Source organism: Anaerococcoides asporogena (assembly GCF_029590275.1).
Taxonomy (GTDB): domain Bacteria; phylum Bacillota; class Clostridia; order Clostridiales; family Clostridiaceae; genus JG1575.
This window is the reverse complement of the sequence record NZ_CP120965.1, coordinates 2338359-2353187: the sequence shown is the minus strand read 5'-3', so window position 1 is coordinate 2353187 and position 14829 is coordinate 2338359. Positions and strand designations below refer to the sequence as shown.

The following is a 14829-nucleotide window of genomic DNA, read 5'->3' as shown; positions in this document are numbered from 1 at the left end:
GTGAAAAGCATGCAGATTACAAAGATTCCGCCCAAACAAGCTGACTCCGCAAGAAAACTTCGGGTAGCGGCTTATTGCCGGGTCTCAACGGATTTTGAGGATCAGTTAGCAAGCCTTGAGAATCAGCGAACTCACTATGAAAGCTACATCAAGAAAAATGTACAGTGGGAGTTTGCCGGAATTTATTACGATGAATACACGCCTTATGGACAAAACCCCAAAAGCCCTTAAATAGCCGATTTGCTCGGCTATTCAAGGGCTTTTTGTTTTAATTTACATCCACACTTACCGCAAAATCGAGAACCGGGAACGACGGGCAGGCCACATTTAGGACAAAACTTCATCTGAGGAACGCTCCCATATGTCAGCGGCAGATCCTCATTCGGCGCAGCGTCAGACAGAAACAGCCAATCGATGTCCTCGCCGTCGTTACATAAGCCGATAGCTCCGGCAGGCGATACCACATAAAAGCTGTCCTCATCGATGGGGTCTTCACTATCGCTTGTTTCGGCAAGCACCAGCAAGCCTTTTACATCGTATCTATCATTTGAAGTGGCAAAACTCCAGCTTGTGCAGCGTGTTGCCGAAAACTCCGCAGCCTCCAGCAGCGTGTCAAATCTCTCCATTATAAAATCCTCCTTATTTAAATAATAGGTTATTACACCGCTTGCAGCGGTCATTTTGTATGGGGTTCATCATGGAGCAGACATTGCAGTAAATGATACGGTCTTTAGATTTGTCGTACTTCTCGTATGTACCGAATTTGGGATGAAACCGCACCCTGTCACCAACGGAGAGATAATCATACATATGCCGCCCGCTGTCCTTTTCCACGATAGTCTTTTTCTTGTCCGCATCGGTGTTAATGATTGTGGTATATTCCGTATAGGTTCTGTAGTTATCATCTTCGCCGCCCTTATGCTCGCTTTTCTCCTTGCTATACTTATTGACGACCACACCCTCCCACATTGGTTGCTTGGTTCTTCTCAACGCCAGCAGATTAAAGACCAGCATGACAAGAGCAATGCCCATGCCGATGATAATGGATTCTCCAAAGGGGAAATCGTCCATCAGCAGACCGGCGACAGGAAAGCCGATGAGCGGCACGAACACCAATATCCACATACAGCCAATGGAGAATTTTTTGTTTTTCTGTGCGGCCGCCAGTATCTCAGGGCAGTTATACCTGTCGGAAAAGCCGACCAGCCCCGCGCCGCTCTGTGGGGGCGCAGGAGTTGCTACATGGTGTGGTTCCATCGGCTCCGACGTTGCCGAATTCACCGCCTTTCCGCAGCCAATACAAAATTCGGCTCCCTCCGGAAGCGTTGCGCCGCAAGCAGTACACACACCGGGGGCGTTTGTTTGTATTTTTGTGCCGCAGCTTGAACAGAAAGCCATACCCTTCGTAATCTTGTTTCCGCAGTTAGGACAAAACATATCCGTATCACTCCTTACTTCGAATATTTGAGGCGCGGCGGGTTTCCTCGCCGCTGTTTTCTTTTTTTTCCCGCCTCTGGCTGTGCGTATGACAAGCAGCAGCAAAAGCAGATAACCGATAGGGGCGAGAATGTGGTGAATAATTGCTACTTCGCCCATCTCGCTAAATTCGCACAGCATGGCGGGCTTATTCACATAAGGTAAAAAACTAAGGTAGCGGATGCGCTCGGAGCGCGTTTCGCCCTCGGTAAGGCTCGGCCATGCCTCGTCGCTGCTATATATCACATAGCCCCGGTATTCCTTGCCGTTTACCAGAAACCAATAGCCCTTGGAAACAGTGCGGGAGCGATTTTGCCCCGCGTCGGTATCATCCAGCCGGCTGTCATAGCTGTCCACCGTACCCATTACGCTGTCGCCCCATATCGCCAGCGCCAGCGTGGAGAGACTTAAATACATGGCAAACAGCAGGACAGTGCAGATCAGGATAAGGATGGGCAGGGGTATGTTTTTGCTCGTTTTCTTCTTTGTCATGAACCCACCCCCACCGTTTATTTTACGACCCACTCGTATTCATAGGCAGTCTCTACGGAATTGTTTCCGCCGCCCATACCGATAACAATATAGACTTTATCTCCATTGGCGGAGCCGCTCGGCATTTCTCCGCCTACCGTGGCACTTTCACCCCAGTAGCCTGTATTTGTATCATTCTTGCCTGTCATTATATAGCTCCTTGTAATTTTCTCGGTTATATCATATAAACTTGTATCATACCCGACAAATGGATCGTCATCGTTTACATATGAAATTCTCGCTCCCAGCGAAGCACCAAGATGAAAGCAGATATTTGACGATGTGTTCGCAGTGATTTTCAAATCAATTTCAACCCGTTCACCTCCCATATAACTGTCTTTTGGAGTGCTTGATGTTCCAGTGTTGTTGACAAATTCACCGTGACAGTCGTCGTGCGTGCTTGCTGTATACCAATGATTCCCGATAAACTTGCAGTTGTAAGTATAGCTGCCGTTTCCGCCGCTCCATGTTTCAACATAATTTTCATTTGATGCGCTTGTTTCATATTTATTCGTAAACGACCGCACTAACTTCCAATAGCCGATTGTCTCCTTTGGACTTGCGAGATACCCCTTTTCGCGCATCCAGTCGTAAAACTTACCCCTGTCCTTGCCGCATTCCAGCCATTTATAAATGGCTTCCGCCAAGTTACCTTCGATCTCGTCTTCATTCGAGCCGAATACTGAACGGTCGCCTCCGACAAGATCGAGGATATTTTCGCGTATTTTCATAAGCGAATCTATCCTGCTCGCAAACTCCATATCTACAGGAAAACCGAGCAGCTTATTCCATGAAAGTAGTCCGTATTTGTCAAAGGTCGCAAGCATTTCTTTTATGCGGGCTTTTTCCGCCGCAATTGCGTTGCCGTTTGTATACCGGGACATGAAGCTGCGCTTAATGTCATTTACAATCTGACTGTCAAGCATGTTACGAAGCGCTTTATCCGCTTCGATCTCCTTCAGCGTTTTACCGCTTGCCTTGGCGTATGCCGTGCGGTATTCGCGCTGCATATAGTCAAGACCGCTGCCCATGTTGAAAAATATAGTGTCCCAGCTATCGGCGGAAATATTTCCGTCAGAAGCGATATTTTGTTTAAGATATACATTGTAAGCGCTCTCAACAGAATAATCCTGCCACATCTCGGCTCCGGCTTTCGTCGCCTCAACAACAGCCTTACCAAGCTTTGCCGCGGGGATAACGTCTAACGCCGCATAAACAAACTCTTTGGATGCCTCTTTGTAGTCGCCACCCTCATATAATTTTAAAGCAGCCGCGACAGCTCCTGATGTTGCTCCTCCGGCGTATGTTTTCAGCTGTTCGACAACCTTCTTGTCGCCAATGGATTTCAAAATAGCCCCTGCTACAAGCTCTGCGCCCTGTCCGGCAATATCGCCGACATCTCCGTTTTTCGCGTTGATGATAAACTCGGATGAGCTGTGCAGCTCCTTCGCAATCTTCTGCATGATAATGCCCTGTACAGTCTCGTCCGTGAAGCCCAAACTGTCCAGCGTTTGGGTGAAGCAGTCCGTAAGCTCTTCACTCGGCTTTGACCCTGTGACTTTTTGCGTCGCAAGCGTTTCGGCGTATTTATCAAGCGCCTTTTCTTTTTCGAGCTTCACCGCAGCGAAGCGTGAGAAGTGTGGAGTGCCGAACTGCAAATAACCGTTCTGCAGCGCCTCGGCATCGGGCAGTATGTATTCCCATCTTTCGCCGTCGTAATACGCACCCATGATCGTGAGGTAATGGTCCTCACTGACGGACTTCGGAAGCTTTATTCTTACCGTAACCGTCTCGCCGAGAGTATGCTCGCCTCCATCAGATGTAAGCTCTATCGGAGAAAAAAGGTAGCTCGCTCCGTCCTCAGCCGCTATCTCGTTTTCATCGGCTATACCGATACTCACGTTTACGGCTTTTTCAAAGGTTCCGGCGGGAATGACGATTTCAACGCCGTCCCGTTTCGCGTTGCCGATTTTCTTTTCCGACTTAGGTGATACCTTGCCGGAAGCTGAACCGTCGCCAGACGAACAGCTTGTAAGTCCTGCCATAGCCGACAGCAGCATTATGGCAGTCAGAATAAGGGACAATAATCTTCGTTTCATTGTGTAAATCCTCCTTAAAACTTATTCAACCGTGAATTTGAATACCAAATCCGGCGGCACATTGACAAAGCCGGAGTAATAGTGCATTGTAATCTCGCTTTTGTCGGCTTGATACTGATATATCATCCAGCCGCTGGTGGATTCACCGGGTGCAAGGTCAACTCTTGACATATATCTTTCATTGCGGTCAGCGACTTCAAGCATAACCTGTGAATTTTCCTCCGATTTCATATCGCTGTCGTCACCTGTGGCCCCCTCGGTATACACAATATACAAAGCCTTCGCCTTCGGTGATTCAATCGTTTCGTTAGATATGTTTTTGATGGTAAACCAGACTTTGATATATTCAAACCCATCTTTTGCTTTTTCAAGCGTGGTATTCGCTTCGGCTACAGCTACTTTATCTATTGTAACGGAAAGTCCGTTTGCCTCGGCCGCCTCGCCGATACCATACACCTTTGCTTCTTCTTTTTTTGAGTTATCGGACGTTGTGCTGCCGCCTGTGGGCGTAGAGCTTTCCGATGGCGATTCACCGTCGCAAGCGGCGAGGGAAATCATCATCATAAGTGTTAGAAAGAATGTAATAAACTTTTTCATCGTGTTCCTCCATTATTCAGATATAATTTTACTGGATTACCAGCCGTTGACAACTGCCGTTACGCCGGTTTCACGAAGCAGCTTTTGTGCGGCATCCAGTACCGCCTGCTTCCCTGTCATTCCGTGCAGCAGCTCTACCCGCATGGTCTGATCCTTATTGCCAAAGGTCAGGTATAACCGTTCCTGATCAATATGGGCGGTGTGCAGCCGCACGCCATGCACCCCGTCGAGGCCCCATCGGTAGATTCTGCTGCCAATTAACACACCAAAGGTAGATACTACAGTTTCCTCAGTGTCTTTTTTCATTTGGCGGCCTGGCATGGAGATGAGAGCAGATGGCACCGCAAGGATGCGATTATCCCAAATAAGTGTTGCGTCATTGAGCAGACGACTCTGCCTCACCAATAACATGAGAGAGATAAGGCTGATCGCTCCAAAGGCGAAAACCACTTCTAACATAGAAGTTACACCGAGCCACACCGCCAAACAAATACTGGCTGCGAACATTAAGGCATATCCATTGCGCCGTTTTCGGATTAATTTCATTTGCACCAACCCTCCTCCAGTAGTCATTTTAGGGAAGGATGTCTCAAAAAGCATCGTTCGAAAGGATGATTTTACGAAAAAAGGAGCTGTTGCAAAACTAGGTAACTAAATGAGCAACAACTCCTTTTTCGTTATTCAGAACTAACAATCGTATGAACTTTTTGCTTAATTCTAAGAAAGCTTGTTAAGTGTGCTATTTTTATGCGCACTTAACAAGCCTTCGAGAAAATTAGGTCTCGCCTGACTTATGCTGTCTTTTTATAAAGGATTACACCCTTTTGCTGCTTTAAAATTTTGCTGTGGAGCTTGTTAAGGTTAATCCCCATAGCCATCAGGGTGATGTCCGAAACTATTTTTTTCAGGCCACAGTGTCGGAACCGTTCATAGCGAAGTCCATCTTTTAGCTTAGAGAACTGTCCTTCCGCTTGAATCGATCGGTTCATCCTCTGAATGACGCCATCTTCACTCGTGATATTTTCATGCGACTGCCGTCGGAACGCCTCAAAGGCTGGGGAGAATTTGATGGATTTACTGGTCGGTTCAGTCTCTTTTCGGCTCTTGATGCATTGCTTACTCAACGGGCAACCACTGCATTCAGAACAACGGTAATTTCGGATGGTGTCTTCATAACCGGAATCATACCTTCGCACGGAGTCTTTCATTCGAATCAACTTCTTGCCATTTTTGCACAGATAAGCGTCTTCGCCCTCCAGATATTCCATGTTTTCTTTGCGACCGATATCTTCACGAACCTTTTTGGTTTTTGATTTTTCATAATTTGCTGGCTTGATGTAGGCTCTCAATCCATGCTCATCGATGTAGGCATAGTTTTCGACACTCTCATAACCGGCATCCAGGACGGCCTTATCCAGATAAGCTCCTAGCCGTGGCATCATCTGATTGAAGAAGGGGATCATGGTATGGAGGTCATTGCTTTTTTGACTGCCCATCACGCCGATGACGAATGCTCCGCTAGAGGCGAACTGGATGTTATAGGCAGGCTTGAGTTGGCCGTTCAGCATGTGGTCTTCTTTCATCCGCATGAAGGTGGCATCATGATCTGTTTTGGAATAGCTGTTTCGAACGCCCAGGATGCGCAGATGCTCACAATAGGCATGAAACCTTTCCAATACTTCTTTGTAGTGTTCGTAATCGCGCTGAAGCTGCGTTTTTCGTTTGCCGATGCCATAAACAAAGACAATATGCTCTTTTTTGCAGGTGTTTCGGATGTGGTCGAATTCCCTCTGCACCGTCTGTATGATCTCTTGGAGATTGCTTTTTTCGGGTAAACTAAGTTCCTTGATCATTCGCTCCGCCAGCTTTTGTTGATTCTTTTCGATACTTTTACGCCAGACAAACGTGTACCGGCCTGCCATCGACTCAATTTTTGTGCCATCGATAAAGATGCTTTCAAGGTCGATGTGGCCTTCTTCGATTAGCATCTCAACGAACTGGGTAAGAAGCTCTGTGGTGTGATCTTCCAACGAATTGCGGAATCGATTGATAGTGGAATGATCCGGTGCCTTATGACCTTCGAGAAGATAATGCGCTCGAACGTCATAAATACAAAAGTCTTCAATGCTGCGGGCGGTGAAAATTCCTTCGCTGTAGCAAAACAACAGGATCTTTAACATGGTCACAGGGTCAACAACCGGCTTTCTGCCACGACGGGAGCAGGTGCTTAAGATGGGTTCCAGATTCATCTTTTCAACAACATTGCACACCAGGCGGACCTTGTTATCTTCAGGAATGTAGGTCTCCACGTTAAAGTTCATTCTCAGTTGAAATGCAGGGACTTTTTGATTAAAATTAAAGTGAGTTAGATTTTGCATTGTAACTTAATTATAACTCACTTGAACTGGCTCTACGAGCCAGTTCAAAGCTTTTTCACAAACGAAAAAGGTCTATCGAAAATCCACTTGGGATCTCCGATAGATCTTTTTTTTGGGTGCAATTTTGCAACAGCTCCGGGTTAAACCCAGTATTTATGCAGTTTTATGTATCATCTAACCATTTGGTTTTTCAGTAGGGTGCTGATGAGCTCCGCACGGCTCCCTACATCGTATTTTGAAAAAATACTTCTTGCGTGTGTTTTAACGGTATTCTCACTGATGAACAAAGCCCCGGCAATCTCACGGTTGGATTTGCCGGAAAGGATGAGCTGCAATACCTCCTGCTCCCGGACAGTCAGCGGATCAAGCGTTTTGACCTGCCGTACAATATCCGTTTGCTGTGACTGGCTCATATTGTCATAAGCGGCAAGGTAAGCATGGCTTTTCAGCAATAGAACAAGCTGGTGGTTGAGGGGCGGCAGCATAACCAGTGTAACGCATACCACCGTCAGGGCAATCACCGCCACCTCCGCACCGGGAAGACCCATGGATGTCACAGCCATTCCCAGGACGCCTCCGCAAAGGACACCGAATACATTGGCGGAAAGCCCAATACCAAAGGTATGTGCAGGGTTATCGCTATAATCCAGCATTTCTCCGAGGATGCTCCACCAAAACAGATCGAAAATACCGCAGGCGCCGAGCATCAGCGTATCCACAGTCAGATAGTCGGAGGTATTTCGCCCCAGCAGCATAAAGCTGATGAACGCTCCTATAATCATTGCCATCCCGATATACAAAATTCTGGAACGCTTTGCTTTCATAGGCAGGTTGCGCATAATGGCGAGCGCCACGATATAAGGCACTGCCCAATACCAACTCACCAGCCCTGTCAGATGCTCAAAAGCGGGGTTGATGACCTGATACATCAGTCCGGAATTAATTGTAATGATAAAGACAAAAAGACACAGCAATATTAGTGGGTTTTTAATGCCGCCATGCGTCTTATTTTTAAATGTTTTGTTTTGCTCATTCTCCTGCTCCAACGGCAGCATCCAAATAAACACCGCTCCGATTACAAGACAAAGCATAGAGAGGCTAAGCCCGATAAAGGTTGACCTGTTCATGGCCACCACGTTGACCGCAATCATCAGCAAATTGGAATAAATCAGGATGTCGGCACAGGATTTAATGCGCTCGTTCTTGGGCGTAAAGGCCCTGAGAAAAAATCCCCATGCCGCCACCGCGCAGCCGCTAAAGTATCCGCTGACAATCAGTCCACTCAACCATAGAGAAGTAGGCGCAAAAAAGAAGGGGACGGTGGCAACAAGGCATACGCCCATGCCGCCGAGCATTATGCTTTTGGCTGCCGCCCGTGATCTGACGAACAGACCGCAGGTGAGAAGCCCCATAAAATGCGCGATAATTGCAGCCAGGATGTAACGGTCGGCGTCTGCTCCACGCAGATCCAGCAGGCTATACAGCACCTGTCCCTCAAACTGGAAGGACAGAATATATGCAAAGAGAAATGAAAATCCGGCAACAGAAAGCCTGCGGGCATTGAAAGATTTAAGTCCGTTCATTTGACAACCTCCTCTCTTTTTCTATCGCCTAAATTGTGGCCCTAATTCTTCTAAATAACTCATTCACATTCGCCTGACATTTTGAGATAGTGCGATTTTTGGCTCATCGCTTCAAAAAGCACCTCGAACACATCTTTATAAGCTGGTATGTCATGGTCGGGCGCGTAATTGATGCCGTCGCCGGCATCGAATTTTTCGTCATAGATGAAGCGGAGTATTTCATCAGCTATCCTCTGTTTTTTGTTGTCCCCGCCGATGTGGGTTTTCACCCGCCCTCGCAAATCCTCGATGCTGTAACTACAGAGTTGAAGAAAATAGTATTCGACAATTCTTTGAATTACACTGAGAAGCGTTGCCGGAAGTCGCGCGTCCCTGTATTCGCACCATAAAGCATCATATGAGTTTTTAACAGGTGACACGTTTTCTACGCCGCTTTCGTTCGTGACGCATTCCATTTCACTGATTCTAACGGTAGAAACATTATCATCCGATTTCTTGACAAAGAAAAATGATGATTTCTTAACGATGTCGTCTCTGCTCGTTTCGTATTTATGGGATATTTCTTTATGGAAATACGGATTGTGCGTCAAGATAAAAATCTGCTTAATGTTGAATTGACCGCCGTCTAAGAAGCAGTCCTCAACCAATTTACGGACGAGCGAACTGACGACAAAAAGAACGCCACTGTCCATACTTGAAACGGGGTCGTCGATAACTACGATTTTTCCCTTAACGAGGTCTTCTTTGCGCCACGCCCCCTGAACATAAAAGTAAAAATATAAAAACGCTATGAAGTTCTTCTCACCTTCGCTTAGACCTTTGGCTACCTCGCCATCCTCGCGGACAACTTCATATTTATCAGGAACTCTCGCGTGGGGGCGGAGTTGAAATCCTCTGAACCCTGTCTTTTGGAGCAGGGCATTGATTTTCTCAACCGTGGACGCCGTACCACCCATTTTGTCTGACAAATCTCGAATTTCATTTTTGAGGACACCGAACGAACCATTAAGCCTTTTTATAGTGGTTGCTTTTTGAAAGCTGTCGTCTGCTAACTTTTTGTCCTCAGCGTCATACGCAGCTCTATCTCCGCTCGTTTCGAAGGCCAACAGTTCCCACGCTTCATTGATACAATCTTCGCAGGTTTTGCCTTTGGCATCGAAGATTTTGTTGTTGGCTTCAAACAGCTTATTTGTTTCGGCGAGAAGCTCGTTTACTCGTTCGACAAATTCGCTTATGCTGTTGAGTCCGACTACTTCCGAGGGCTTTTCAATTTTCGCAGCGATTTTTTGATTGTTCATCTGTACTGTGTTTTCGATCAATTTTAACTGTTCGCCATATGCTTTCCAATCGCCGAATCCTGTCTGCGGAATTAACTCAATGTATCGTCTTAACGGCTCTATAAATGTAGCTGTCATATACTCGGCATATTTACGCCCAAATTCACCAAGACGGGTGCAATCTTGAGAGTATTTTTCGTCAAAGCAGGCGAGGAATTGTTCTTCAAAATCGCTGGGTAGTTCCCGTTTGCAGTATGGACAGCAACCCTCTGCGTTCTCAGAATAATGGATATGCCCAGTATTGACCCAATCCATCGCGTGCAAATTCTGCCAGAATCGGCTATAAGCGTTATCGGCGGTGCTGATTATCGCTTGTCCGAGAAGGGGGTATGTTTCTGCACTCTCAAGCTTTGCCAAATCCAATAATTTTAGTGGGGCGGAATCATATCGTGTGGCATTCGGGTCGGTTGCAGCTTCGTAACGGGATTTTATATCGTCAAAATCACGCTCTACGGGAGTGGTGCCGCAAACTCTCTGAACACATCGAGCCGTAGAACTCAAATCGCCTTTGCCCCCGAAAACCTTTTTGTACCTTGCTGCGGCTTTCCAAATTGCGGCATCAAGGCTGGCTTTCAATTTATTTCGCTTCGTTTGGATTGCACCCGCCTCATCGTTTGCCGTTTGGAGTTGCCCCTTTAGCTGTTCCTGTTCTTTTTGCTTTCCCTCAATTTCCTGTTGTTTATCAGAAGCTTCTTTACTGAGCATTACCACACCGGGCATAATATCGAATTTGAGTTCCTCATCTATAAAGTCTCGGTTGAAAACGACAGTGGCAAATTCATCAGCTTGAGCAGCGTTACCAAATGTCAACCCCTGCCCATTCCGTATCATCCGAGAAATAGTCGTTTTACCGCTACCGTTGTTGCCGTAGAAGAAGTTAATCCACGACGGCTCAATTTCTCGCTCTGAACTATTTTGAAATGTAGCCTCAGAAACGACTATTTTTTCTATTGCTGATTTATATTTACTCATCTGTCAACCTCCGATTCTTAGACCAATCCCAAATATTTCTCAAAGAAGCCAAGCAGCTTTGCAATCACACCCTGCTTCTTTTCCTGCCTGTTGCCGCCGCCGAAGCGCGACGCAGGCGGTAGGATTTTATCAATATCTGTGCCGGTTGTTTTTAGCGCACCGTCGCGGAACGAATTATCGATGAATCGCCGTGTTTCATTTTCCTTTAGTTTCTCGTCAATAATGAGGGTAGCGAGGTCAGCTTCTTTCTGCTCAGCTACAAATTTACGCCAATCATCGTCCACTTGCGTGGATGTATTCACACGGGCGATAAAGCCTTTGATGAGTTCCTTCTTGCTCCGCAGTTCGATGCTTGAATTAACAGCTTTATCGATGGCGGCGAGAATTTCTTTGTCGGTGCAGTTGCTTTCATGGTACTGTGCCACAAGCATAAGAATGTAGTCGATGTTTACCTCTATCTGTTTGATGAGTTCCATCTCGAACACGATGTCGTCGTTGATATTTTCCTTATCGCCATCATCTTTTGGGCGAAATTCCTGATATAGGTCAATGTACAGGCTCTGGTAATCTTGAAGATCACGATCAGATAGAATTTCATTACCCGCAAAGTCGTCAAAAGCCGTGAGGATATTGCGAAGCCGCAGAATAGCACCAAATAGAGCGATGAACGCCTTCTTTGCCGTTTCTCCAAGTATAGCGACGCCGAGGGGGTATTCCGCAAGGAGCCGCTCTATTAACTCTTTGTAGCCCGACTTGTGCTTGCCGTCCTGCTCGTATCCATTGTAATAGTCGTCATATGTTTTCAAAAGGACAATGCCACCCGCTTCACGGTCGCCGAACAGGGCGATTGCGTCGTCGGTGGCTTTTTTCAAATTACGGAAGCAGATGATGTTACCAAACGTCTTCACGCTGTTAAGGATTCGGTTGGTGCGGGAGAACGCCTGAATCAGTCCGTGGTGTTTCAGGTTCTTGTCCACCCACAGAGTGTTCAGCGTGGTCGCGTCAAAACCCGTCAGGAACATATTATTGCTCCCCTAATTAAACCTTGCGCATATTAAGAGGCATATTTTGTGGTTTTCGAATGGAAGAACCCCCTGATTTTATTAGGACGCAATTGCACCGTTTTTAAATGAGATCGAACATTATGTTCAAGCTCATCATCGCTCCTGGGACTTGGTTTTTTACTTATGCCACGTTTGAGATCGCTGTTGAGCAATTCATCAGGATTGTACTCTGGGGCATACGGTGGCAGGTAGAATAGCTCAATTTCTTCCTTATGCTTTTCTACCCACGCCATGACTTTTTTAGCATGATGAACCCGCAGATTATCGAGCACCAGGAACACTTTCTTTTTGCTGTCATGCACCAACCGCCTCATAAAATCAATCAGTTTGTCGGCATTCATGTTGTCTTTATAGAGGACAAAGCGCAATTTTCCTCGATTGGAAATTGCTGAAAGCATGTTGATCTTGATGTGTTTTGCTTCGGTTCGAACCACGGGCGTTTGACCGATTGGCGCATACCCACGCAAGCAAGTTGACTGATTTTGCAATCCGGTTTCATCTCCAAAGAAAATCTCTGCATTCTCAGCCTCTGCTCGTTCAGTAATGCCAGGAAACTCAGTTTCGACCCAATGCTGCACCTTCTCTGTGTCTTGCTTGTAGGCGCGTTTCATCGGCCGCTGGACTGAGAATCCCCACCGCGCCAAGTAGACCCCTAAAGTAGATACGGGCAGGCTGATTTTATACTTTTCATAAATGAGCTCTGCAACGGTTTTTCTGCTCCACATGCAGTCTTTGAACTTCAATTGATCCGGTGTCTTATCAACCAGGATTTGCTGTATTTCCTTTTCCTGGGCAGGAGTATGGGTTCGTTTCGCACCCTCTCGGCGACCACGCTTTTGGGGCTTGATCCCTGCGATCCCGCCTTCCTTGTATTGTTTCTTAGTGTTCTGGACGTGCCGCAAGCTTACATCTAAGATTTCTGCTATTTCCTCATTCGTTTTACCTTTTTCTGATAGTCGGATGATGTTCTTGCGAATCTGATATTGTTCTTCCGGACTAAGCCGTACTGCTTGGGTTTTTAAATCATTATTCATACGATTATTATATCAAAAATCATTAAGAAACGCAAGGTATATTTAGCGAGTCAATAATGGGTATTGAAGGAGGAAGGAACGAGTCAAGTCCGTGTTTGTGTGTAAAATTGCAACGGTATGTTAAGTAGCACTTGAGTTAGTAGATTCGGCAACAGGAAGTGGATGGGCAGAGGCCTCTGGCGGAAGGAACAGGTACCGATGCCCGGCTTGCCACTTTTCGTTGATCTCCAGGAGAAGTGCCCCAATCAGGCGGTGCAGTGACTCCTCGTTTGGGAAGATCCGGATCACTCTCTCTTCTTCGTAACTCCTCGTTATCTCTCTCGATGGCATTGGATGTGCGCAGTCCTCTGCGGATGTTCATGGGAAGGCGTAGGATTGCCGGCACATCTTCAAAGGCTTCTTCCAGAAGGGCGCAGACTTTGGGGACAGTCTCCCCGTATTAGGTGAAAATGCGGTCCCGCGTGATAGGGGCCGCTCCCTGGAAGTGTTTCCCGATGGCGCGCATCAGGCCCTTATGGGCGTCGGATACGACCAAATCCACTCCCTTATAGCCCCGGTCCTTGAGGGATGAAAAGAACTCACCCCATGATCCTTCGGACTCGGGGTCCGCCGCCATGAAGCTAAGGATCTTGTGGAAGCCATCCCCGTTCACTCCGATCACCAGAAGCAGGCCTCTGGAGGGTACAGCGCCTCTCTCCCGTACTTTGGTGCAGATGGCGTCGACGATGAGATAGTGATAAGCCTTCTCCAGCGGATGGTTGCAGAACGCGGTGACTACAGGGGCAAACTTCTCGCGCAGAGAGGATACGGTGGTCTTGGAGAAGGCGATACCGAACAGCTCTTCGGTGATTTCGGAGATCTTCCGAGTAGATATGCCGTTGACCCCATCTCCATCATGGCCAGCACCAGGGCCTGCTCATTGCACTGATAGCGCGTTGAGGGCTCCAGGATGAAGCTTCCGTCCCGCAGGCGTTGAACAGTCAAAGTCAGGGTGCCGACGCGGGTCTTCATGGTGCGATCCCGGTACCCATTGCGATAAGCTTGACAGTCTTCGATGCGTTCGAAGAAGCCGGCTCCGGTCTGTTCCATGCCTGGTGTTCCAGGACCTGATTTAGGAGCTCTCCATGAGCTTTGTGTAGGCTTGATCCCTGCTCGCAAGAGAGAACAGGTCTTTTAAAAGTACAGTGTCTAGGGTAATATTTAGTTGAGTCATTAAGCAAATCCTTCAGGTAGTTATGTCTGCAACTTAATTATACCAGGGGCTTGTTTTATGGCTTATTCAATTTGCACCAGTATATGGACTTAATCAATATGAGGGACTGTGCAACTTTGAATCAGTTATTGGTTTTAGCGAATCTGGAAAGTTATAATACTAATTTTATTAAGCAAGGAGAAGCCGCGACAGGAGAGATTCAATTGTTGAACCAGTTGGCTGCACGTCCATTTAAGGCAATTGAATAAATTGGAATAAGTGATATCAAGAAACTAGATAAGAAATAAACGAGCTTGAAACTGTTTGGTTTAGCCAAAGGATTACTGCATCCTCGTGACATCATTTCTGTCTGCTCAAGAAATGTGGAAACCGTAGTGTTAATGTCTCGAGCAGGAGGGTAACGATAGGAGTATTGTCAGAAGGGTTAATCGGAAATTATCGTGGCCTTTGACAAATTCTAGTCGGAACGCAATTGATAACCCATTACTAAGTGTGAACATAATGAGATCAGCAAAGACACAGAATTTGATGGCAGGAATGCAATT

Annotated in this window: 13 protein-coding genes and 1 pseudogene; 1 reads left to right on the top strand and 13 read right to left on the bottom strand. The window is 46.8% G+C overall.

Features of this window, described 5'->3' with window-relative positions; all coding sequences use genetic code 11:
- Window positions 1-9 precede the first annotated feature (9 nt).
- Window positions 10-231: a recombinase family protein gene (locus tag P6M73_RS10820; RefSeq protein ID WP_489666445.1), complete on the top strand. Its 222-nt coding sequence runs from the start codon at window positions 10-12 to the stop codon at window positions 229-231.
- A 17-nt stretch (window positions 232-248) separates the two neighbouring features.
- Here P6M73_RS10820 and P6M73_RS10815 read toward each other — a convergent pair whose 3' ends face one another.
- The 13 genes and pseudogenes from P6M73_RS10815 to P6M73_RS10755 all read right to left on the bottom strand — a co-directional run bounded on the left by P6M73_RS10815 (window position 249) and on the right by P6M73_RS10755 (window position 14160).
- Window positions 249-626 carry a zinc ribbon domain-containing protein gene (locus P6M73_RS10815; protein ID WP_277853067.1) on the bottom strand — a complete coding sequence of 126 codons (378 nt, stop codon included), beginning with the start codon at window positions 624-626 and terminating at the stop codon, window positions 249-251.
- 13 nt (window positions 627-639) lie between these two features.
- On the bottom strand, window positions 640-1968 hold the full coding sequence (locus tag P6M73_RS10810; RefSeq protein WP_277853066.1) for a zinc-ribbon domain-containing protein: 1329 nt from the start codon (window positions 1966-1968) through the stop codon (window positions 640-642).
- A gap of 17 nt (window positions 1969-1985) precedes the next feature.
- Window positions 1986-4106 (bottom strand): hypothetical protein, encoded by a 2121-nt coding sequence (locus tag P6M73_RS10805; protein WP_277853065.1) that lies wholly within the window; start codon window positions 4104-4106, stop codon window positions 1986-1988.
- 21 nt (window positions 4107-4127) lie between these two features.
- Window positions 4128-4703 carry a DUF4352 domain-containing protein gene (locus P6M73_RS10800; RefSeq protein WP_277853064.1) on the bottom strand — a complete coding sequence of 192 codons (576 nt, stop codon included), beginning with the start codon at window positions 4701-4703 and terminating at the stop codon, window positions 4128-4130.
- Between the two features lie 36 nt (window positions 4704-4739).
- The gene (locus P6M73_RS10795; protein WP_277853063.1) at window positions 4740-5249 is read right to left on the bottom strand and encodes a hypothetical protein; all 510 of its coding nucleotides are present in this window, start codon (window positions 5247-5249) and stop codon (window positions 4740-4742) included.
- A 245-nt stretch (window positions 5250-5494) separates the two neighbouring features.
- On the bottom strand, window positions 5495-7024 hold the full coding sequence (locus P6M73_RS10790; RefSeq protein WP_277853062.1) for an IS1182 family transposase: 1530 nt from the start codon (window positions 7022-7024) through the stop codon (window positions 5495-5497).
- 227 nt (window positions 7025-7251) lie between these two features.
- Window positions 7252-8664, bottom strand: a complete 1413-nt coding sequence (locus P6M73_RS10785) for a LuxR C-terminal-related transcriptional regulator (protein WP_277853061.1) — start codon at window positions 8662-8664, stop codon at window positions 7252-7254.
- Window positions 8665-8723: 59 nt separating this feature from the next.
- Window positions 8724-10973 (bottom strand): AAA family ATPase, encoded by a 2250-nt coding sequence (locus P6M73_RS10780; protein ID WP_277853060.1) that lies wholly within the window; start codon window positions 10971-10973, stop codon window positions 8724-8726.
- Between the two features lie 17 nt (window positions 10974-10990).
- On the bottom strand, window positions 10991-11995 hold the full coding sequence (locus P6M73_RS10775) for a type I restriction endonuclease subunit R, EcoR124 family (protein WP_347276276.1): 1005 nt from the start codon (window positions 11993-11995) through the stop codon (window positions 10991-10993).
- Between the two features lie 32 nt (window positions 11996-12027).
- Entirely contained in the window at window positions 12028-13071 is a 1044-nt protein-coding gene (locus tag P6M73_RS10770) for an IS630 family transposase (RefSeq protein ID WP_277853059.1), read from the bottom strand.
- Between the two features lie 120 nt (window positions 13072-13191).
- Window positions 13192-13489 (bottom strand): annotated as a pseudogene (locus P6M73_RS10765) (transposase); the annotation flags it as partial.
- A gap of 21 nt (window positions 13490-13510) precedes the next feature.
- Window positions 13511-13900 (bottom strand): transposase, encoded by a 390-nt coding sequence (locus tag P6M73_RS10760; RefSeq protein ID WP_277855764.1) that lies wholly within the window; start codon window positions 13898-13900, stop codon window positions 13511-13513.
- A complete protein-coding gene (locus P6M73_RS10755) occupies window positions 13846-14160 on the bottom strand; it encodes a transposase (RefSeq protein ID WP_277853058.1) in 315 nt (104 codons plus the stop codon). The genes P6M73_RS10760 and P6M73_RS10755 overlap by 55 nt, the downstream gene beginning before the upstream one ends.
- Window positions 14161-14829: the final 669 nt, after the last annotated feature.